The 21749-nt window shown below is 49.6% G+C and carries 21 protein-coding genes; 14 read left to right on the top strand and 7 right to left on the bottom strand.

What is annotated here, in order from left to right; genetic code table 11:
- Positions 1 to 113: 113 nt before the first annotated feature.
- Positions 114 to 476 carry a hypothetical protein gene (locus tag H9644_RS13040; protein ID WP_001001645.1) on the top strand — a complete coding sequence of 121 codons (363 nt, stop codon included), beginning with the start codon at positions 114 to 116 and terminating at the stop codon, positions 474 to 476.
- Positions 477 to 675: 199 nt separating this feature from the next.
- Here the strand turns inward: H9644_RS13040 and H9644_RS13035 are convergent, their stop codons facing one another.
- Together H9644_RS13035 and H9644_RS13030 are read right to left on the bottom strand one after the other, a co-directional pair.
- The gene (locus tag H9644_RS13035; protein WP_064529055.1) at positions 676 to 1134 is read right to left on the bottom strand and encodes an NfeD family protein; all 459 of its coding nucleotides are present in this window, start codon (positions 1132 to 1134) and stop codon (positions 676 to 678) included.
- Positions 1131 to 2048: an SPFH domain-containing protein gene (locus tag H9644_RS13030; RefSeq protein WP_064529054.1), complete on the bottom strand. Its 918-nt coding sequence runs from the start codon at positions 2046 to 2048 to the stop codon at positions 1131 to 1133. Before H9644_RS13030 ends, H9644_RS13035 begins: the two co-directional genes overlap by 4 nt.
- 144 nt (positions 2049 to 2192) lie before the next feature.
- Between H9644_RS13030 and fetA the strand changes: the two genes are divergently transcribed.
- Both fetA and fetB read left to right on the top strand, forming a co-directional pair.
- Entirely contained in the window at positions 2193 to 2870 is a 678-nt protein-coding gene (gene fetA / locus H9644_RS13025; protein WP_191774874.1) for an iron efflux ABC transporter ATP-binding subunit FetA, read from the top strand.
- Positions 2857 to 3636 carry an iron efflux ABC transporter permease subunit FetB gene (gene fetB, locus H9644_RS13020; RefSeq protein WP_191774872.1) on the top strand — a complete coding sequence of 260 codons (780 nt, stop codon included), beginning with the start codon at positions 2857 to 2859 and terminating at the stop codon, positions 3634 to 3636. Before fetA ends, fetB begins: the two co-directional genes overlap by 14 nt.
- A 144-nt stretch (positions 3637 to 3780) precedes the next feature.
- On the opposite strand, the gene cnoX is transcribed toward fetB, so the two are convergent.
- From cnoX to tesA, 3 genes are read right to left on the bottom strand one after another with little or no spacing between them, the layout of a single operon-like run.
- On the bottom strand, positions 3781 to 4635 hold the full coding sequence (gene cnoX / locus H9644_RS13015; RefSeq protein WP_191774870.1) for a chaperedoxin: 855 nt from the start codon (positions 4633 to 4635) through the stop codon (positions 3781 to 3783).
- Between the two features lie 60 nt (positions 4636 to 4695).
- Positions 4696 to 5505 carry an NADP(+)-dependent aldehyde reductase gene (gene ybbO, locus H9644_RS13010; protein ID WP_074399549.1) on the bottom strand — a complete coding sequence of 270 codons (810 nt, stop codon included), beginning with the start codon at positions 5503 to 5505 and terminating at the stop codon, positions 4696 to 4698.
- Positions 5495 to 6118, bottom strand: a complete 624-nt coding sequence (tesA, locus tag H9644_RS13005) for a multifunctional acyl-CoA thioesterase I/protease I/lysophospholipase L1 (RefSeq protein ID WP_064529097.1) — start codon at positions 6116 to 6118, stop codon at positions 5495 to 5497. The genes ybbO and tesA overlap by 11 nt, the downstream gene beginning before the upstream one ends.
- Between tesA and ybbA the strand changes: the two genes are divergently transcribed.
- From ybbA to H9644_RS12980, 5 genes are all read left to right on the top strand, one after another.
- Positions 6089 to 6775: a putative ABC transporter ATP-binding protein YbbA gene (gene ybbA / locus H9644_RS13000; protein WP_064529050.1), complete on the top strand. Its 687-nt coding sequence runs from the start codon at positions 6089 to 6091 to the stop codon at positions 6773 to 6775. The two genes, tesA and ybbA, sit on opposite strands and share 30 nt — an antisense overlap.
- Positions 6772 to 9186, top strand: a complete 2415-nt coding sequence (ybbP, locus tag H9644_RS12995; protein ID WP_191774862.1) for a putative ABC transporter permease subunit YbbP — start codon at positions 6772 to 6774, stop codon at positions 9184 to 9186. The genes ybbA and ybbP overlap by 4 nt, the downstream gene beginning before the upstream one ends.
- 184 nt (positions 9187 to 9370) lie before the next feature.
- A complete protein-coding gene (gene tssD / locus H9644_RS12990) occupies positions 9371 to 11371 on the top strand; it encodes an Hcp family type VI secretion system effector (RefSeq protein ID WP_064529048.1) in 2001 nt (666 codons plus the stop codon).
- Positions 11361 to 12023 carry a DUF2931 family protein gene (locus H9644_RS12985; RefSeq protein WP_105289182.1) on the top strand — a complete coding sequence of 221 codons (663 nt, stop codon included), beginning with the start codon at positions 11361 to 11363 and terminating at the stop codon, positions 12021 to 12023. Before tssD ends, H9644_RS12985 begins: the two co-directional genes overlap by 11 nt.
- 51 nt (positions 12024 to 12074) lie before the next feature.
- The gene (locus tag H9644_RS12980; protein ID WP_225221397.1) at positions 12075 to 12698 is read left to right on the top strand and encodes a DUF2931 family protein; all 624 of its coding nucleotides are present in this window, start codon (positions 12075 to 12077) and stop codon (positions 12696 to 12698) included.
- Positions 12699 to 12749: 51 nt separating this feature from the next.
- Here the strand turns inward: H9644_RS12980 and mnmH are convergent, their stop codons facing one another.
- Positions 12750 to 13856 carry a tRNA 2-selenouridine(34) synthase MnmH gene (gene mnmH, locus H9644_RS12975; RefSeq protein ID WP_191774858.1) on the bottom strand — a complete coding sequence of 369 codons (1107 nt, stop codon included), beginning with the start codon at positions 13854 to 13856 and terminating at the stop codon, positions 12750 to 12752.
- Between the two features lie 68 nt (positions 13857 to 13924).
- Positions 13925 to 14851: an HTH-type transcriptional activator AllS gene (gene allS, locus H9644_RS12970; protein WP_191774856.1), complete on the bottom strand. Its 927-nt coding sequence runs from the start codon at positions 14849 to 14851 to the stop codon at positions 13925 to 13927.
- A 229-nt stretch (positions 14852 to 15080) separates the two neighbouring features.
- Between allS and allA the strand changes: the two genes are divergently transcribed.
- The 6 genes from allA (at position 15081) to H9644_RS12940 (ending at position 21718) form a co-directional block, all read left to right on the top strand.
- A complete protein-coding gene (gene allA, locus H9644_RS12965; RefSeq protein WP_064529044.1) occupies positions 15081 to 15563 on the top strand; it encodes an ureidoglycolate lyase in 483 nt (160 codons plus the stop codon).
- Between the two features lie 77 nt (positions 15564 to 15640).
- Positions 15641 to 16456, top strand: coding sequence for an HTH-type transcriptional repressor AllR (gene allR / locus H9644_RS12960; protein WP_000141275.1), 816 nt, complete (start codon positions 15641 to 15643; stop codon positions 16454 to 16456).
- Positions 16457 to 16545: 89 nt separating this feature from the next.
- Positions 16546 to 18327, top strand: a complete 1782-nt coding sequence (gene gcl, locus H9644_RS12955; RefSeq protein ID WP_191774854.1) for a glyoxylate carboligase — start codon at positions 16546 to 16548, stop codon at positions 18325 to 18327.
- Positions 18328 to 18339: 12 nt separating this feature from the next.
- Positions 18340 to 19116, top strand: a complete 777-nt coding sequence (gene hyi, locus H9644_RS12950) for a hydroxypyruvate isomerase (protein WP_191774852.1) — start codon at positions 18340 to 18342, stop codon at positions 19114 to 19116.
- Between the two features lie 100 nt (positions 19117 to 19216).
- A complete protein-coding gene (gene glxR, locus H9644_RS12945; RefSeq protein ID WP_064529041.1) occupies positions 19217 to 20095 on the top strand; it encodes a 2-hydroxy-3-oxopropionate reductase in 879 nt (292 codons plus the stop codon).
- Positions 20096 to 20263: 168 nt separating this feature from the next.
- Entirely contained in the window at positions 20264 to 21718 is a 1455-nt protein-coding gene (locus H9644_RS12940) for an allantoin transporter (protein ID WP_064529040.1), read from the top strand.
- Positions 21719 to 21749: the final 31 nt, after the last annotated feature.

Raw genomic sequence — 21749 nt, 5'->3', positions numbered from 1 at the left:
CGAAATAAATGATGTTTCTGGGTTAAACGTGAAGCGGTTCCTGATGTGTGCTAGAATGCGTTTCTTTGATAAATCTCAAATTTTAAGAGGTTTACGCCAGGCAGGAAAATTAAATGAATGAATTTGAGAAGATTTTTAATGAAATGAATCTGGACAGGGCGCTGCTACCCATCCTTTTTCGTTCGAACCGGTCAACAGTGTGGAAATATTTAAGTGGCGATAGTACGGCTCCTGCCTCTGCCATGTCGCTGATTATGCTGTTGCAGTTAATCCAGAAACGTAATCCTGATTTGTTAGCCGAATGGTTAACGCTTTCTGATTTCACCATTCCACCAGAAGTTTACCTGGACCAGCCTGATTACTGGAAAGGGTGGGTGTATACCCAACACAAGGTCAATAAAAACGTCCTGGAATATCTAAAAAAACATTATCCGGATGAAGACCAGAAAAGTATGGGTAAAACCACAGAAGAGTAAATTGCCATTACCCGCTCACATGCCGGATGCGGCGTGAACGCCTTATCCGGCCTACGTTCGTGCGCAGACTGGCTAGTTTTGTAGGCCTGATAAGACGCGCCAGCGTCGCATCAGGCATTCGCGCATAACCGCCGGATGCGGCGTAAACGCCTTATCCGGCCTACGTTCAGGCACAGACTTCCAGGCCTGATAAGTCGCATCAGGCGATGACAGCACGGATGATCAGTGTAATCCCTTCAATCGCAATCACCTCAACATGCGTACCTGCGCCGAGATCCTCGCTGGCGCTGACCGGCCATGAACTGTCACCGACGCGCATATGACCTCGCCCGTTGACCAGTGGCGATTCCAGCACAAATCGTCTGCCGATCAATTGTTGACCGCGCTGGTTAAGATGGTTGTCGCTGTGCTTTTGTTCGCGCACGCCTCGTGCCAGCCATTTCCACCACAGCCAGGCGGCGAGCAGCGTCAGAATGGCAAACATCACCCCTTGCCATTCCCAACCCAGCGGTAGCAACCAGACCACCAGACCAGTAATCACCGCCGCGACACCGCTCCATAACAGATAACCATTGCCGCCCAGCATTTCGGCAGCCAGCAATAAACCGCCGAGACTCAGCCAAAAAATATGCGGATGGATAGCTATCATCTCGATCATGATTTATTTCGCTCGTTGGCGCTGTCTTTCACCAGTTCGGCAATCCCGGCAATCGACCCCATCAGGCTGCTGGCGTCTAATGGCATCATCACCACTTTGCTGTTACTGGACGAACCAATCTGCTGCAACGCTTCGGTGTATTTCTGCGCCACGAAGTAGTTCACCGCCTGAATATCACCAGACGCAATGGCTTCAGACACCATTTGGGTCGCGCGGGCTTCCGCTTCGGCAGAACGTTCACGCGCTTCAGCCTGTAAAAACGCCGATTGACGTTCACCCTCCGCTTTCAGGATTTGCGACTGTTTTTCACCTTCGGCTTTGAGGATTTCCGCCTGACGTATCCCTTCTGCTTCAAGAATGTAAGCGCGTTTGGTACGTTCCGCTTTCATCTGCGCGTTCATTGAAGAGATAAGTTCTGCGGGCGGGCGTACATCACGGATTTCGATACGGGTGACTTTTATCCCCCACGGATTAGTGGCTTCATCGACAATATGCAGCAGACGCGAGTTAATGCTGTCGCGCTGAGAGAGCATTTCGTCAAGTTCCATTGAACCCAGAACGGTACGGATGTTGGTCATGGTCAGGTTGATGATTGCCAGTTCCAGATTGCTGACTTCATAAGCCGCGCGCGGGGCATCGATCACCTGAATAAAACAGACTGCGTCGATGGTCACGTTGGCGTTATCTTTCGAGATAACTTCCTGGGATGGGATGTCGAGCACTTGCTCCATCATATTGATCTTACGACCAATGCGATCCATAAACGGCACCACCAGACTTAGCCCCGGCTGTAACGTTTTGGTATAGCGACCAAAACGTTCTACCGTCCACTGATAGCCCTGCGGCACGATTTTGACGCCCGCGCCAACAACCACCAGCGCAACAAAAATGAGAATCGGGATAAAAATTAGCATCGGAAAAACCTCCTGTTGTACCGTCCATAAAGAGCAAAATTGCTGCTTGATTAAACAAATTATACCTGATTACTGAAAGAGAGTTCCCCCTTATTCTTGCGGAGGATAAACTGTTTTTAGTAAAAATCAGAAAAGGGATGGGCAATGCAGGAAAATAGTCTTTTGCTCCAACTGCAAAATGTTGGATATCAGGCGGGCGATACGAAGATTCTAAATAACATCAATTTTTCGCTGCGTGCTGGCGAATTTAAGTTAATTACCGGCCCTTCCGGCTGCGGCAAAAGTACGCTACTAAAAATAGTTGCTTCATTAATCAGCCCGACCAGCGGAACGTTACTATTTGCAGGCGAAGATATATTCACTCTGAAGCCAGAAGAGTATCGCCAGCAAGTCTCCTACTGTGCTCAGACACCTGTGTTGTTTGGCGACACGGTATACGATAACCTGATCTTTCCCTGGCAGATCCGTAACCAGCAGCCTGACCCGGCCATTTTTCTCGATTTTCTCGAACGTTTCTCCTTGCCGGACACTATCCTGACAAAAAATATCGCCGAGCTTTCTGGTGGTGAAAAACAACGCATCTCGTTGATTCGCAACCTGCAATTTATGCCGAAGGTTTTATTGCTCGACGAAATCACCAGTGCGTTGGACGAAAGCAACAAACGTAACGTTAATGAGATTATCCATCGCTATGTACACGAAAAAAATATTGCCGTGCTGTGGGTGACACACGACAAAGACGAAATTAATCATGCGGATAAGGTGATTACGCTGCAACCGCATGCCGGAGAAATGCAGGAAGCACGCTATGAACACGCATAATATTACCAACGAATCATTAGCACTGGCATTAATGCTGGTGGTGGTGGCAATTTTAATTAGCCATAAAGAAAAGCTGGCGCTGGAGAAAGATATTCTCTGGAGCGTAGGACGGGCGATAATCCAACTGATTATTGTCGGCTATGTGCTGAAATATATTTTCAGCGTTGATGATGCCAGTTTGACATTATTGATGGTGTTATTTATTTGCTTTAATGCGGCATGGAATGCGCAAAAACGCAGTAAATATATTACTAAAGCCTTTGTTTCGTCGTTTATTGCCATTACGGTGGGGGCGGGAATTACTCTGGCGGTATTGATTCTCTCAGGGGCGATTGAGTTTATCCCGATGCAGGTGATCCCTATTGCCGGGATGATTGCCGGTAACGCTATGGTGGCGGTAGGGCTGTGTTATAACAATCTCGGCCAGCGGTTTATCAGCGAACAGCAGCAAATCCAGGAAAAATTGAGTCTTGGTGCGACGCCGAAACAGGCGTCAGCGATATTAATACGCGACAGTATTCGCGCGGCATTAATTCCGACGGTGGATTCGGCAAAAACGGTTGGTTTGGTGAGTTTGCCGGGAATGATGTCCGGGTTGATATTTGCCGGGATTGATCCGGTAAAGGCGATTAAATATCAGATTATGGTGACCTTTATGCTGCTATCAACTGCCAGCCTGTCGACTATTATCGCCTGCTATTTAACCTATCGTAAGTTTTACAATTCGCGCCACCAGTTGGTGGTGACGCAATTGAAGAAGAAATAATGCGATGCCCGCACAGACTGTGCGCGAACGTAGGCCGGATAAGGCGTTTACGCCGCATCCGGCGGTTATGCACGAATGCCCGATGCGACGCTGGCGCGTTTTATCAGGCGTGGAAACTACGCAGCATCGCATCTCAACGAAATATCAATACAACAACGCATACAGCTGGCGGCGATACTTCGACGCCAGCGCATCGCCCGTACCCAGCGCGGCGAGGATCTCCTGGAACGTTTTACGCGTCTGACCGTCTGCGGCGGTTAAATCTTTACGCAGATGCCCAAACAGTAACTCCAGCGCCTCTTCATTGCGCCCCACCTGATGCAGTTGCAGCGCCAGTTGCGTTGCCAGCGCGGCATCTTCTGGATTCTCCGCCACCTGCTGTTGCAGCTGCTGAATTTCCGGCGTATCTGCCGCCTGCTTCAGTAGTTCAATTTGCGCCACAAGCCCCTGGTAGCGGGTGTCCTGATCCTGCAACGGAATGGTTTTCAGCACCGCTTCTGCATCCTCAGAACGGTTCAGCGCAATCAGCGTTTCTGCCAGTAGCAGGCCGATTTCTCCGTTCTGATTCGACAACTGCCAGGCATCTTTCAGCAATGGCAGGGCGTCGGTGTAATTGCCTTCCTGCATCAGTTGCATCGCCTGCTGCGCTTTTAACTCTTCTTCGCGTGGCAGCACTTTATCCAGCAGGGCGCGGATCGCTTCTTCCGGTTGTGGCCCCTGGAAGCCGTCTACCGGCTGACCGTTCTGGAACAGATACACGGTCGGAATCGCGCGCAGGCCAAACTGGGCGGCAATCATCTGCTCTGCGTCGCAGTCCAGCTTCGCCAGAATAAACTGCCCGTTGTACTGCGTTGCCAGGCTTTCCAGGATCGGCGTTAACTGCAAACAGTGCTGGCTACGTTCAGACCAAAAATAGAACAGCACCGGTGTGGTCATCGACTGTTCAAGAACCTGTTGCAGGTTAGATTCGTTAATGTTGACAATATTTTCTATGGACATGGAGTCGCTCTCTGTTGTCGATATTTTCTTTGACATGGGGGCTTAAGCGCGCGCTTCAACTCACCCCTGCAATATTTTGTCCATCACGCGCCCCGGCAGCAGGCGCTTGAGCACCATTACCGCCCAGGTCACCAGCGTCACCGGATAGCGCATTTTCGGTTTCTCGCTGATAAAAGCATGGCGCACTTTGGCTACTACCGCTTCCGGCCCCAGAGTAAAACGGGCGGCAATACCGGGGTTTTCGACCGGTTGATCGCTTTGCGTCTGGTTGACGTTGTCAGTAAAGCGGGTACGAATGGGGCCGGGTTCAATCAGACTGACTTTGATTCCACTGTGGCGCAGCTCCATGCGCAGCGCGTCTGACCAGGCTTCCAGCGCATATTTACTGGCCGCGTAAGCGCCACGACCTGGCGTGGAGATTAATCCCATCACCGATGAAGTCATCACAATACGCCCTTCACCGTGTGGCAACATTGCCGGTAACAGGCGCATAGTGAGCTGATGCGCGCCAAAAAAGTTGGCGGAAAACTGCTGTTCCATCTGCGCGCGGCTGATGGTGGAAAGGGGGCCATACATACCGAATCCGGCATTGTTAAAGATCCCATACAGACAATTATCGGTCAGGGCGATCACTTCATCGGCTGCGCGATCAACACTTTCTGGCGAATCCAGATCGATCAACACACCGGTGAATCCCATGCTGTTCATGCGCACCACATCATCTGGTTTTCGGCAACCTGCCAGTACATGAAAACCCTGGCGTTTTAATTCGAGCGCGCTTTCCAGACCAATTCCACTGGAACATCCGGTAATTAAGACCGATTTTTGCATAACTTTACCTGTCAGGATCTCCGTTGCTTTATGAGTCATGATTTACTAAAGGCTTCAACTGCTTCGCCATCCAGTCGGCAATGAACGGCTGGGCGTCGCGGTTGGGATGAATTCCGTCATCCTGCATCCATTGTGGCTTGAGATAGATCTCTTCCATAAAAAAGGGCAGCAGCGGAACATCAAACTCTTTGGCGAGTTTGGGGTAAATGGCGCTAAAGGCTTCATTATAACGGCGACCATAGTTTGCAGGCAGACGTATTTGCATTAACAATGGTTCAGCGTTGGCGGCTCTGACATCCTGCAAAATCTGGCGCAGCGTCTGCTCCGTTTGCTGCGGCTGAAAGCCCCGCAAACCGTCATTGCCACCCAGTTCAACCAGCACCCAGCGCGGCTGATGCTGTTTCAGCAGAGCCGGAAGGCGCGCCAGCCCTTGTTGCGAGGTGTCGCCGCTGATGCTGGCATTGACTACCGACGTTTTACTCTGCCACTTATCATTCAACAAGGCAGGCCAGGCCGCGCTGGCAGACATTCGATACCCGGCGCTCAGGCTATCACCCAAAATTAATAACGTGTCCGCTGCGGCGGCACGGAAGGTTAACAGGACCAGGAACAGGAAGGGCAAATGCCAGCGGAAAACATTGTTGAAGTTCATCATCTTAAGAAGTCCGTCGGTCAGGGGGAGCATGAACTCTCCATCCTTACCGGAGTTGAGCTGGTTGTCAAACGCGGCGAAACCATTGCGCTGGTGGGCGAGTCGGGATCGGGTAAGTCTACCTTGCTGGCGATCCTCGCCGGGCTGGATGACGGCACCAGTGGCGAAGTGAATCTGGTGGGGCAACCGCTACATGACATGGATGAAGAGGCGCGGGCAAAGCTACGTGCGAAGCATATCGGCTTTGTTTTTCAGTCATTTATGTTAATTCCGACCCTTAACGCCCTGGAAAACGTCGAGCTTCCGGCACTGTTGCGCGGCGAAAGTAGCGCAGAAAGTCGCAGCGGTGCGAAAGCGTTGCTCGAACAGTTAGGGCTGGGCAAACGTCTTGATCATCTTCCGGCACAGCTTTCTGGCGGCGAACAGCAACGTGTGGCGCTGGCGCGAGCCTTTAACGGTCGGCCTGATGTGCTGTTTGCCGACGAACCTACCGGCAACCTTGACCGCCAGACGGGCGATAAAATTGCCGATCTGTTGTTTTCCCTCAACCGTGAACATGGCACCACCCTGATTATGGTGACCCATGACCTGCAACTGGCGGCACGCTGCGACCGCTGCTTACGGCTGGTGAACGGGCAGTTGCAGGAGGAAGCATGATTGCACGTTGGTTCTGGCGCGAATGGCGCTCGCCGTCGCTATTAATTGTCTGGCTGGCGCTAAGTCTGGCTGTAGCCTGCGTGCTGGCGCTGGGCAATATCAGCGATCGGATGGAGAAAGGTTTAAGCCAGCAAAGCCGTGAGTTTATGGCGGGCGATCGGGCGCTGCGCAGTTCGCGCGAAGTGCCGCAAGCGTGGCTGGAGGAAGCGCAAAAGCGCGGTCTGAAAGTCGGCAAGCAGCTTACTTTCGCCACGATGACCTTTGCGGGCGACACACCGCAGTTGGCGAACGTCAAAGCGGTGGATGATATCTATCCGATGTACGGTGAGCTGCAAACCAATCCTCCAGGCCTGAAACCGCTGGCGGGCAGCGTATTGCTGGCTCCACGCCTGATGGCACTCCTTAACCTGAAAACGGGCGACACCATCGACGTGGGCGATGCCACGCTGCGGATCGCCGGAGAAGTGATTCAGGAACCGGATTCCGGTTTTAACCCCTTCCAGATAGCCCCACGCCTGATGATGAATCTGGCGGATGTCGATAAAACCGGAGCCGTGCAGCCGGGGAGTCGGGTCACCTGGCGCTATAAATTCGGTGGCAGCGAGAATCAGCTCGACGGCTATGAGAAATGGTTGTTACCACAGCTTAAACCCGAACAACGCTGGTACGGTCTGGAACAGGACGAAGGCGCGCTGGGGCGCTCGATGGAACGTTCGCAGCAGTTCCTGCTGCTTTCTGCGCTGCTGACCTTGCTGCTGGCGGTGGCGGCGGTGGCGGTGGCGATGAATCATTACTGTCGCAGTCGCTACGACCTGGTGGCGATCCTCAAAACGCTGGGGGCAGGGCGAGCGCAGCTGCGTAAGTTGATTGTCGGTCAGTGGTTGATGGTGCTGGTACTTTCAGCCGTTACCGGCGGGGCGATGGGTCTGTTGTTCGAAAACGTGTTGATGGTTTTGCTCAAGCCGGTTCTGCCAGCCGCGCTACCACCTGCCAGTCTCTGGCCGTGGCTGTGGGCGCTCGGCACCATGACGGTCATCTCACTGCTGGTGGGGCTGCGACCGTACCGCCTGTTGCTGGCAACGCAGCCTTTACGCGTATTACGCAATGATGTGGTCGCGAACGTCTGGCCGCTGAAGTTTTATCTGCCGATTGTCACCGTGGTGGTCGTGCTGCTGCTTGCCGGACTGATGGGCGGCAGTATGCTGCTCTGGGCGGTGCTGGCAGGCGCGGTAGTGCTGGCTTTGCTGTGCGGTGTGCTGGGCTGGATGCTGCTTAATGTACTTCGCCGCATGACGCTGAAATCGCTACCTCTGCGTCTGGCGGTCAGCCGCCTGCTGCGCCAACCGTGGTCAACGTTGAGCCAGCTTTCAGCATTTTCGCTCTCCTTTATGCTGCTGGCACTGCTACTGGTGCTGCGTGGCGATCTGCTCGACCGCTGGCAGCAGCAGCTACCGCCAGAAAGCCCGAACTACTTTTTAATCAACATCGCCACGGAACAGGTAACGCCGCTAAAAGCGTTCCTTGCGGAACATCAGATAGTCCCGGAATCATTTTATCCGGTGGTGCGGGCGCGGCTGACGGCGATTAATGACAAGCCGACAGAAGGCAATGAAGATGAGGCACTCAACCGCGAACTTAATCTCACCTGGCAAAATACGCGACCCGATCATAATCCGATTGTCGCCGGTAACTGGCCGCCAAAAGCTGATGAAGTGTCGATGGAAGAGGGGCTGGCGAAACGCTTAAACGTTGCTCTGGGCGATACCGTCACCTTTATGGGCGATACCCAGGAGTTTCGCGCTAAAGTGACCAGCCTGCGCAAAGTGGACTGGGAAAGTCTGCGGCCGAATTTCTATTTTATTTTCCCGGAAGGGGCATTGGACGGGCAGCCGCAAAGCTGGCTCACCAGTTTCCGCTGGGAGAACGGCAACGGCATGTTGACGCAACTCAACCGCCTGTTCCCGACTATTAGCCTGTTAGACATCGGCGCAATTTTAAAGCAGGTTAGTCAGGTACTGGAACAGGTAAGTCGGGCGCTGGAAGTGATGGTGGTGCTGGTCACTGCCTGCGGTATGTTGCTGTTACTGGCGCAGGTGCAGGTGGGAATGCGTCAGCGTCATCAGGAGCTGGTGGTGTGGCGCACACTCGGCGCGGGCAAAAAGCTGCTGCGCACGACATTATGGTGTGAGTTCGCCATGCTTGGGTTTGTTTCTGGCCTGGTGGCTGCGATCGGTGCGGAAACGGCGCTGGCGGTACTGCAATCGAAAGTGTTTGATTTCCCGTGGGAGCCGGACTGGCGATTGTGGATTGTGCTGCCGTGCAGCGGTGCGCTGCTTCTTTCCCTGTGCGGCGGCTGGCTGGGCGCGCGGCTGGTTAAGGGGAAGGCGCTGTTCAGGCAGTTTGCGGGGTGATGTGATAAAGCCGTCTATCTGGTAGATAGACGGCTTTTTTATTAGTGCATCACGTAATTAAAAATTTATATTGGTAATTTATAAAAAATTGTTATGCCCAAGCATTAATTAATATACATTGCCAAATGAGATGTTTATTAATTTTATGTTATATAATTAAAATCTATGAAATGGGTATAATCATATGAGTGACATTATATATTTACGCATTACAGGGGAGCAGCAAGGGAATATTTCTGCAGGATGCGGGACGCAAGCCTCTGTCGGGAATCGGTATCAACAGGGGCATGAGGATGAAATATTTGTTTTTAGTTTTCAGGGAGGAGTAAGTAACACAGGATTTGGCATTAATCATCAAACGATACAATTTTGTAAAATTCTAGATAAAAGTTCACCGCTGCTGATGAATTGCATTAATAATAACGAGCGATGCCGTTTTGAGTTCGATTTTTATCGCATTAATAAATATGGAAAATGGGAAAGGTATTATTATATTGAAGTCCGTGGTGCGACGTTAAGTCAAAATCAGATTGTAATAAAACAAAATGAACTTGACTATCAATATATAACGATACACTACGAATATATCTACTGTAAGCATCTTACAGCCAATACAGAATTTAGCTATTTACTCACACCTGAAAATTATAATCGCCTTTTCCCACCGACGCTCTTATCTGTCGAGGAAAAACCAGTAATACCGCCTAAACGAGAAATTATCCTCACCATTGGCGTATTCTTTGATGGCACAGGTAACAATTTAACCAATACGAATTTACGTATGAGTTTGTGCCAACCTGAAACCTATGGTCTGGATGTCCAGGATTTGGCTTTGTTTAATAAACAATGTATGAGCAAGCAGGGTAAAACGGGATCAGGTGTACAGAGCTATTTGAATTACTATACGAATATTCATTGGTTGAATGAATTGTATCATAAAGATATCTATATATATGAAGGGTTATCTAAAGTTCAGAAAAAAATATATATCGAAGGTATAGGCACTGAAAATAATAAAGCAGACTCTCTGGTAGGAATGGGTCTTGGAAATAATGATACTGGGGTAATTGCTAAAACTGACCGTGCAATATCACTGCTTCGTGAGGCACTAGCAGAGGTTATTGTCGATTTAAAAGAGAATAAATTAGTAATTAAGCGCCTACAGTTTGACGTATTTGGCTTTAGTCGTGGGGCTGCTGCCGCGCGGCATTTTGCTAATCGCGTATTTGAGCGTGATCCGGTACTGATTAAAACCATTGCAACGGCATTTCAGTCAGTTGAATATTTGGGTAAACCTTCCGGGGAAGTGCAATTTTTAGGTATTTTTGACACAGTTGCAGCCATCGGAGGGCTGATGGATGGTTTTGACCCTCATGATGGTAATAACTTTCCGGTAAAAGTGAAGTTACCGCCAGGTGTGGCCAAACATGTATTCCAGCTTACAGCAATGCACGAATGCCGCTATAACTTTTGTCTCAATAGCATAAAGGAAAGCTGGCCAGAATTAAGTTTCCCTGGATCACATGCTGATATTGGTGGCGGTTATGACCCACTGGAAGATGAGTACCTGTTTTTAAGTCGCCCGGCGATTGAAACGGTACTGGAAAATGTGCCGGTGGAAGCGACAAGCACTTACCAAAAAGCAGCACAGCAGGCAGAGTTATTGTGGCGCTATTCAACGCTGGCTCCGATTCTGCCTTCTGGTGTCCTGAAAATTGAATCCAATATTGATGAAATAGCGTCACCTGACCACTTAGGTAATGTGAGAAAACGGGTCGCTGCAGCGGTGACATTTCGCAGAACTATCACCAATGACTGGTCAAAGATTGCGTTAAGAGTAATGTATGAAGTCGCTAAAGAGGCAGGGGTATTATTTGATGAAATACCAGATAATGATTATTATAAATATCCAGAGGAGTTAAGTAAAATATGTGATAAATCAATATCACAAGCTAAAGATGCATTGAAAAAATCTACGCCACAACCTTTTTCTTCAGAAGAACTACTCGTTGTCGGAAAATATTTACACTGTTCTTCCAACTGGAATGCCGTCGATTATCGATTAAAAAATAAGGTGTCTGCTGAAGTATCAGCGTTTAAAACATTTAGTTTTGTTAATCGGCCGGATGAAAATTGGAGCAGAACTATATACGATATGCAAGGGAGTAAACAAAATGGAATTTAATATAAAGTTAACGTTTGTTTTTATTATGTGTATGATTCTTAATTTTAACGTAGCAGCGAAAGAAAAAATATCGTTGCTTGCACCCTATGATGAGTGGTATTTCCTTTTTTTCTACCCTAATGCGCTACCAGCACAAGTTACCTATGTAGAACTATTGGACACTGATGGTATCTATTATCAGTTCAGAACGCTGGATGCTACCGCTCCGAGTTCCACAACTATTGGTCAATGGAAAGATAATCTTCGGGTTGGGGTGTTATCATTCAATAAAGCCAAAAATCCCCCTATATCTATCCATTTCTGCTGGGATTCAGTGATTGATAAAAGAGTGTATGAAACCTGGATAACGCTGGCGGGAGACGTCTGGAAATTGATGCTCACACCTTATTCAGTACCTGGCGATGGCAGTGAAAAGTATTATCTGCGGCATCTGTTAATCGGGCTGGCTCCGGAAGGGAAAATAGGAGTATGGCTGGAGAAACCTGATAAACCCAATATTCGCCTGACAGATAAGCAGATTCTGATAGAAACGGTTTCAGGTGAAAAAATGGAAATGTGTAAAGGCCGAAGTGCCTATAAACATGGGTATTCCTACCCGGAAAGTACAAAAAACTTTATCAAAGATAAAAAATATCCCTACGGTAACTGGTAAGCAACAGTGAAAATAATAGCTAAAATAATTTATAGATTAACCATTGCGTTAATGATATCCGGAGCCGTCCAGACAGCAGCGAAAGAAAAAATATCGCTGCTTGCACCCTATGAAAAGTGGTATTTCAATTTTTTTTACCCTAATGCACTACCTGCACAAGTTACCTATGTGGAATTATTGGATACTGATGGCATCTATTATCAGTTCAGAACGCTGGATGGCACTATCCCTGTCTCAACAACAATAGGACAATGGCAGGAAAATCTTAGTGGTGGAATGACGGCATTCAATCATGCCAAAAATCCCCCAATGTCTATCCATTTCTGCTGGGACTCAGTGATTGATAAAAAAGTGTATGAAACCTGGATAACGCTGGCGGGAGAAGTCTGGAAATTGATGCTCACACCTTATTCACCACCAGGTGATAGCAGTGAAAAGTATTATCTGCGGTATCTGTTAATTGGTCTGGCTCCGGAAGGAAAAGTACGGGTATGGCTGGAGAAGCCTGACAAACCCAATATTCACCTGACAGATAAGCAGACTCTGATAGAAACAGTTTCAGGTGAAAAAATGGAAATGTGTAACGGCCGAAGTGCCTATAAACATGGGTATTCTTATCCGGAAAGTACAAAAAACTTTATCAAAGATAAAAAATATCCATACGGCAACTGGTAGTTAACCAGTTGCACAATTTCTTAAAGAGGAAAGGAAAAGCACTTTTGTGGGTTAATAACCACAGGCATACGCCTTAACCCACTCCGCCACTTCCGCCCACTCACCGCGAAAGACAATTTTTTCCGCTTTTTTCTCAAGCTGATAGCGATACATCGGGTCGTAATACTCTTCAAGCAGCGGCACCAGCCAGGCCATATGACCGTCGGTGCTGCCGGTTGCGAGTTGTGTTGTCAGCGCCGCATCCAGCCGAGCAGCCAGTTCGTTATAACGCTGTAACCCCAGCCGACGCTTAATTGCCGAAAGCCCATGATGCAGGTATTCGCAATACTCTTGCCAGCCCTGTTCGTCGCCATAAGCGTGGGTAAAATCATGATGCATCCGCAAGAAATACTCTTCGTTCAGGCGTTCAAGACGGATCTCAAACGGGTCTTCCACCACCGCAATCGCCGCCTGGGTCATGCGTTCGCGCAGACATTCCGGCAGGTGATTCGAACCGATCATCCGGCTTTCATCTTCCAGCACCCACAAGCGTAGATCCTGACGGGCGTCGGTTTTTAGCATTTCGGTAGCCAGCAGGTTTTCAAAACTCGCCTGGCTAAGTTGTGGCTGTAATGTGCGACCAAAAGCAGAGCCGCGATGGCGCGCCAGCCCTTCCAGATCAACACCGTTCGGCTGCTGTTGCACTAACAGCGTTTTACCGCTGCCGGTACAACCGCCAATCAGCACTATCGGTTTTTGTGACAGTTCAATGGTCGCCTGAATCGCGGTCTGGCGCAGTGCCTTATAACCGCCTTCCACCAGCGGATAATCAATTCCCGCTTCATGTAGCCAGCGTTGCACAATATGCGAACGTTGACCGCCACGGGCGCAGCAGAGAATACCTTGCGGATTTTGCAGACAAGCAGAGCGCCAGGCGTCCATGCGCTGCTGACGAATTTCACCCGCCACCAGTTTATGCCCCAGCGCCAGCGCCGCGTCTGACCCTTGCTGTTTATAGCAGGTGCCAACGGCGGCGCGTTCATCGTTATTCATTAACGGCAGGTTGATAGCGGCGGGCATTGCGCCTTGCTCAAACTCAATGGGGGCGCGAACATCAATTATGGGCGTATCAGCAATCAGCAGGGCGCGATAGTCCTGTTCCGTGTATCTCTCTTGCATAGTTAAAAGTGAACCTCAAATCAGCTTGCGCGCTATTTTACGCGCCAACGCGCAAGGAAACTTGATTTTTAACTGCGTGAGTTGCCGAAAATTTCTAAAAATCCACTAATTTCCGGTCTGCGCTGGGTAAACAAGGCCACAATATCTTCCACCGCTTTGCCGCTGCCAAATTTACGCCATGCCAGACTCAATGGCGAAGGAGGGCGCATCGTTGGAATGACCCGGCTGACCAGTTGTTGATTATCAATCATTGACTGGCAAAGTGATTTTGGCAAAAAACCAATACCAACGCCTGCCAGATGGGCGGCGATTTTCGTTTCCATATCAGGAACAATAATCTCTTTTTGCCCCGGCAATCGCCAGGCGACGCGTTTGGTTAAGGTGCGGGCGCTGTCTTCAATATTGACCGCCGGAAAGCGCCGCAACTGTGCTTCTGTTAGCGGCTCTTCAACGTTCGCCAGCGGATGATCTGCCGCCATGACAAAGCGCCATTGCACCGATCCTAAGGGATCAAGACTAAACGTATTTGCCAGCGCCTCGGTTCCCGTGACGCCAATAGCCAGTGAAAAACCTTCGTACAATAGCGAGTCCCAGACGCCCATATAGATTTGCCTGGAGATGTGAAACTGGGTAAACGGGTAACGTTCATTCAGCCACGCCAGCAGCCTGGCAACGGCCTGGGGGTTATAGAGCAGGTTGTTGATGACGATATTTACCTGGCGTTCCACGCCATCGTTCACCTGTTGCAGCTCGCCGGGCATAGTTTCGAGCCAACTTAGCCAGTCTCTGGCCTGACAAAGCAGATGTTCGCCTGCCGCTGTCAACGTCACGCTGCGAGTGGTGCGAAAAAACAGTACCACCCCAGTATTCTCTTCCAGAAGTTTAATGCGATAACTGATGGTCGCCGTGGTTTTACATAATCGTTCTGCCGCTTTTGAAAAACTTCCTGTTTCAGCAACCGCAATGAAAGTCCGCAAGGTTTCTGGATCGAACATCTTCAGGTATCCCCTTTTTAAATCAGCAAGTTGCGTGATTTCTTGTCCTTTGATTTACCTGTATTTTTACATGATAACCCGGCGTGATTTGTGGGCTAAATCTAGTTTTGGAAAAATATTCCAACTTTTGTATTGATGTTGTTCTCTTAAGGTTTTAGATTGCCTGTTATTGAAACCAAGCTGACCGGTCGGCGCTGGTTGAACGGAATTATGTTACAAGGACAAAAAGATGAAACTTCAGGTATTACCGTTAAGTCAGGAAGCTTTCAGTGCTTATGGCGACGTAATCGAGACGCAGAAACGGGATTTTTTCCATATTAACAATGGCCTGGTGGAGCGTTATCACGATTTGGCGCTGGTTGAGATTCTTGAGCAAGACCGTACGCTTATCAGCATTAACCGCGCACAACCGGCCAGGCTGCCGCTGACCATCCACGAACTTGAGCGTCATCCGCTCGGTACCCAGGCGTTTATCCCGATGAAAGGCGAAGTGTTTGTGGTGGTTGTGGCGTCAGGTGACGATAAACCAGACCTGTCAACGCTGCGGGCGTTTATCACCAACGGTGAGCAGGGAGTGAATTATCATCGTAACGTCTGGCATCATCCGCTTTTCGCCTGGCAGCGCGTCACCGATTTTCTGACCATCGATCGCGGCGGCAGTGACAACTGTGATGTTGAAAGTATTCCTGAACAGGAACTCTGTTTTGCGTGACGCCTGTAACCGACTTGCATAAGATAAACTAATTGTTCATTGTTTATGCTCACTTGTAGGTCGGAGTTAACGTAGGTATGACTGAAGTTAGACGGCGCGGCAGGCCAGGACAGGCGGAGCCTGTGGCACAGAAAGGCGCACAGGCATTAGAGCGGGGAATTGCGATTCTGCAATATCTGGAAAAAAGTGGGGGAAGTTCGTCGGTTAGCGATATTTCTCTCAATCTGGATTTGCCGCTTTCAACGACCTTTCGCCTGCTGAAGGTTTTACAGGCAGCGGATTTTGTCTATCAGGACAGTCAGTTAGGCTGGTGGCATATAGGATTAGGTGTCTTTAATGTCGGCGCGGCGTACATCCATAACCGTGATGTCCTCTCCGTCGCCGGGCCGTTTATGCGCCGCCTGATGCTGCTTTCCGGCGAGACGGTCAATGTCGCGATTCGTAACGGCAATGAAGCGGTATTAATTGGCCAGTTAGAGTGTAAATCGATGGTCAGGATGTGTGCGCCTCTGGGCAGTCGTCTGCCGCTGCATGCTTCCGGTGCGGGCAAGGCGCTGCTTTATCCGCTGGCGGAAGAGGAGCTGATGAGCATCATCCTGCAAACCGGTTTACAGCAGTTTACGCCAACCACACTAGTGGATATGCCCACTTTGCTGAAGGACCTGGAACAAGCGCGTGAACTGGGCTATACCGTAGATAAAGAAGAGCATGTTGTAGGCCTGAATTGCATAGCTTCAGCAATTTACGATGATGTGGGTAGTGTTGTTGCCGCTATCTCCATCTCCGGGCCTTCATCAAGACTGACAGAAGATCGTTTTGTCAGTCAGGGTGAGCTGGTCAGAGACACCGCCCGCGATATCAGTACGGCGTTGGGGCTGAAAGCACATCCATAGTGTCTGTCGCATCCCGCTCTGCGGAGCGGGTTTTTTTGACAAAATTTGAAAGTTGGAAAATTTTTCCAATTAATAAAGGTAGGAATAAAATGGCAAAAATGAGAGCCGTTGACGCGGCAATGTATGTGCTGGAGAAAGAAGGTATCACCACCGCCTTCGGCGTTCCGGGAGCAGCAATCAATCCTTTCTATTCAGCGATGCGTAAGCACGGCGGTATTCGTCACATTCTGGCGCGTCACGTAGAAGGCGCTTCGCACATGGCGGAAGGCTATACCCGCGCAACGGCAGGGAATATCGGCGTTTGTCTGGGGACTTCTGGTCCGGCGGGTACTGATATGATCACCGCGCTCTATTCTGCTTCTGCTGATTCCATTCCTATTCTGTGCATTACCGGCCAGGCACCGCGTGCTCGTTTGCATAAAGAAGATTTCCAGGCTGTTGATATCGAAGCAATTGCTAAACCGGTCAGCAAAATGGCGGTTACAGTACGTGAAGCGGCGCTGGTGCCTCGTGTGCTGCAACAGGCATTTCACCTGATGCGTTCTGGTCGTCCGGGGCCGGTACTGGTGGATTTACCGTTCGACGTTCAGGTTGCGGAAATCGAGTTTGATCCTGACATGTACGAGCCGCTGCCAGTCTACAAACCTGCTGCCAGCCGTATGCAGATCGAAAAAGCCGTAGAAATGTTAATCCAGGCCGAGCGTCCGGTGATTGTTGCCGGGGGCGGGGTGATCAACGCTGATGCTGCCGCACTGTTACAGCAGTTTGCCGAACTGACCAGCGTTCCGGTGATCCCAACGCTGATGGGCTGGGGATGTATCCCGGATGACCACGAACTGATGGCCGGGATGGTGGGGCTGCAAACCGCGCATCGCTACGGTAACGCAACGCTGCTGGCTTCCGACATGGTGTTTGGCATCGGTAACCGTTTTGCTAACCGTCATACTGGTTCGGTAGAGAAATACACCGAAGGGCGCAAAATCATCCACATCGATATTGAGCCGACGCAAATTGGCCGCGTACTGTGTCCGGATCTCGGCATTGTCTCCGACGCCAAAGCGGCGCTGACGCTGCTGGTTGAAGTGGCCCAGGAGATGCAAAAAGCGGGTCGTCTGCCATGCCGTAAAGAGTGGGTCGCCGACTGCCAGCAGCGCAAACGCACGCTGCTGCGCAAAACGCACTTCGACAACGTGCCGGTGAAACCGCAGCGCGTGTATGAAGAGATGAACAAAGCCTTTGGACGCGATGTTTGCTATGTCACCACCATCGGTCTGTCGCAAATTGCTGCGGCACAAATGCTGCACGTCTTTAAAGACCGTCACTGGATCAACTGTGGTCAGGCAGGCCCGCTGGGCTGGACCATTCCGGCTGCGCTGGGTGTGTGTGCTGCTGATCCAGAGCGTAATGTGGTGGCGATTTCCGGCGACTTCGACTTCCAGTTCCTGATTGAAGAATTAGCCGTTGGCGCACAGTTCAATATTCCGTACATCCATGTGCTGGTTAATAACGCCTATCTGGGGCTGATTCGCCAGTCGCAGCGCGCGTTTGATATGGATTACTGCGTACAGCTCGCGTTTGAAAATATTAACTCCAGTGATGTGAATGGTTATGGCGTTGACCACGTGAAAGTGGCGGAAGGTTTAGGCTGTAAAGCGATTCGCGTTTTCAAACCGGAAGATATTGCTCCGGCCTTTGAACAGGCGAAAGCGTTAATGGCGCAATACCGTGTTCCGGTGGTGGTGGAAATTATGCTGGAGCGTGTGACGAATATTTCGATGGGCAGCGAACTGGATAACGTCATGGAATTTGAAGATATCGCTGATAACGCTACGGACGCGCCGACTGAAACCTGCTTCATGCACTATGAATAAGGGAGGTAAATAATGTTACGTTTCTCTGCTAATTTATCGATGTTATTTGGCGAATATGATTTTCTCGCCCGTTTTGAGAAAGCCGCGCAGCGTGGTTTTCGCGGCGTTGAATTTATGTTCCCTTATGATTACGACATTGAAGAATTAAAACAGGTGCTGGTGAGTAATAAACTCGAACATACGCTGCATAATTTACCTGCGGGTGACTGGGCGGCGGGCGAGCGCGGTATTGCCTGTATTCCTGGTCGTGAAGAAGAGTTTCGCGATGGCGTAGCAGCGGCGATTCGTTATGCCCGTGCGCTGGGTAATAAAAAAATTAACTGTCTGGTTGGTAAAACGCCAGCAGGTTTCAGTAGTGAACAGATTCACTCGACGCTTGTGGAAAACCTACGTTATGCCGCGAATATGCTGATGAAAGAAGATATTTTATTACTGATTGAACCTATCAACCATTTCGATATTCCTGGTTTCCATCTCACCGGAACTCACCAGGCGCTGAAACTGATTGACGATGTTGGTTGCTGCAATTTGAAAATTCAGTATGACATTTATCACATGCAGAGGATGGAAGGTGAATTAACCAACACCATGATCCAATGGGCCGATAAAATTGGGCACCTGCAAATCGCCGATAATCCGCATCGCGGCGAACCGGGGACCGGAGAAATTAATTACGATTATCTCTTTAAGGTAATTGAAAATTCTGACTACAACGGTTGGGTTGGCTGTGAATATAAACCTAAAACCACCACGGAAGCCGGTTTAGGCTGGATGGCACCGTACCGTTAAAACGTAACGCTGTTCAGACAATGCTTTTTTAGACCGCAACGACGGCAGGGGATCGTGTTGTCTGAATTCAGGAATAGCGATATTTAAAAAGAGGTTAATTATGAAACTGGGATTTATTGGCTTAGGCATTATGGGTACTCCGATGGCCATTAATCTGGCCCGTGCCGGTCATCAATTGCATGTCACAACCATTGGTCCGGTTGCTGATGAATTACTGTCACTCGGCGCCGTTAATGTCGACACCGCGCGTCAGGTAACGGAAGCATCAGACATCATTTTTATTATGGTGCCGGATACGCCGCACGTTGAAGAAGTTCTGTTTGCTGAAAATGGTTGTACCAAAGCCTCGCTGAAGGGCAAAACCATTGTAGATATGAGCTCCATTTCACCGATTGAAACTAAACGTTTTGCCCGTCAGGTAAATGAACTGGGCGGCGATTATCTCGACGCGCCAGTCTCCGGCGGCGAAATTGGCGCCCGGGAAGGGACGTTATCAATTATGGTTGGCGGCGACGAAGCGGTATTTGAAAGTGTGAAACCGCTGTTTGAACTGCTCGGTAAAAATATCACTCTTGTGGGCGGTAATGGCGACGGTCAAACCTGCAAAGTGGCAAACCAGATTATCGTGGCGCTCAATATTGAAGCGGTTTCTGAAGCCCTGCTGTTTGCTTCAAAAGCCGGAGCGGACCCGGTACGTGTACGCCAGGCGCTGATGGGCGGCTTTGCTTCCTCGCGCATTCTGGAAGTTCATGGTGAGCGCATGATTAAACGCACCTTTAATCCTGGTTTTAAAATTGCGTTACACCAGAAAGATCTCAACCTGGCGCTACAAAGTGCGAAAGCACTGGCGCTGAATCTGCCAAACACCGCGACCTGTCAGGAATTATTTAATACCTGTGCGGCAAACGGCGGCAGTCAGTTGGATCACTCTGCGTTAGTGCAGGCGCTGGAATTAATGGCGAATCATAAACTGGCCTGATGCCCGTAATAAAAATGGCCGATATCAGCAAATGATTCGGCCCGCAGTATTAAACATAGAAAGCAGCCAAAGATGTTGCTTCAGCATTAAAAAATATTTTTTATTTTATTAGTTCCTCATAGCTAGATTAAAACAGCGTTATCCGATACGTGAAATTAAGAGGGATTTATGGAACATCAGAGAAAACTATTCCAGCAACGCGGCTATAGTGAAGATTTATTACCGAAAACGCAAAATCAGCGGACCTGGAAAACATTTAACTATTTTACCTTATGGATGGGTTCGGTTCACAACGTTCCCAATTATGTGATGGTTGGCGGCTTTTTTATTCTCGGCTTGTCTACCTTTAGTATAATGCTGGCAATTATCCTTAGCGCCTTTTTTATTGCTGCGGTAATGGTATTAAACGGTGCTGCGGGCAGTAAATACGGTGTGCCTTTTGCCATGATCCTGCGTGCTTCTTATGGCGTGCGTGGCGCTCTGTTTCCCGGATTATTAAGAGGCGGTATTGCTGCCATTATGTGGTTTGGCCTGCAATGTTACGCGGGGTCACTGGCCTGCTTAATTCTGATTGGCAAAATCTGGCCGGGATTTTTAACTCTTGGCGGCGATTTCACCCTGTTAGGGCTTTCACTGCCAGGCCTGATTACGTTCTTACTCTTCTGGCTGGTGAACGTCGGTATCGGCTTCGGCGGTGGCAAAGTATTAAATAAATTCACCGCTATCCTTAATCCGTGCATCTATATCGTTTTCGGCGGCATGGCGATTTGGGCGATTTCGCTGGTCGGAATCGGCCCAATCCTCGACTACATCCCGAGTGGTGTACAGAAAGCAGAAAACAGTGGTTTCCTGTTCCTGGTAGTGATTAACGCAGTGGTCGCGGTATGGGCTGCACCGGCGGTGAGCGCATCCGACTTTACGCAAAACGCGCACTCCTTCCGTGAACAGGCGCTTGGACAAACGCTGGGTTTAGTGGTCGCTTATATCCTGTTTGCCGTTGCCGGGGTGAGTATTATTGCCGGAGCCAGCATTCATTACGGGGCTGACACCTGGAACGTGCTGGATATTGTTCAGCGTTGGGATAGCCTGTTTGCCTCGTTCTTTGCGGTACTGGTTATTCTGATGACCACTATTTCCACGAACGCCACCGGTAATATTATTCCGGCCGGTTATCAGATTGCCGCTATCGCACCAACGAAACTGACCTATAAAAATGGCGTACTGATTGCCAGTATTATCAGCCTGCTGATCTGCCCGTGGAAATTAATGGAGAACCAGGACAGTATTTATCTGTTCCTCGATATTATCGGCGGAATGCTCGGTCCGGTAATCGGTGTAATGATGGCGCATTATTTCGTGGTCATGCGTGGGCAAATTAATCTCGACGAACTGTATACCGCTTCTGGTGATTTTAAATATTACGATAACGGTTTTAACCTCACTGCATTCTCAGTAACTCTGGTGGCGGTTATTTTATCCCTCGGCGGTAAATTTATTCCGGTCATGGAACCGTTATCGCGTGTTTCATGGTTTGTCGGCGTCATCGTCGCCTTTGCGGCCTACGCTTTATTAAAAAAACGCACAGCAGTCGAAAAAACAGGAGAGCAAAAAGTCACAGGTTAATTAATCCCGATATTCAAAATTGAGTTAGAAA

This window comes from Escherichia whittamii (assembly GCF_014836715.1).
GTDB classification, from domain to species: domain Bacteria; phylum Pseudomonadota; class Gammaproteobacteria; order Enterobacterales; family Enterobacteriaceae; genus Escherichia; species Escherichia whittamii.
Note: the sequence above shows the minus strand (reverse complement) of the source record. Positions and strands in the feature narration are given on the sequence as shown.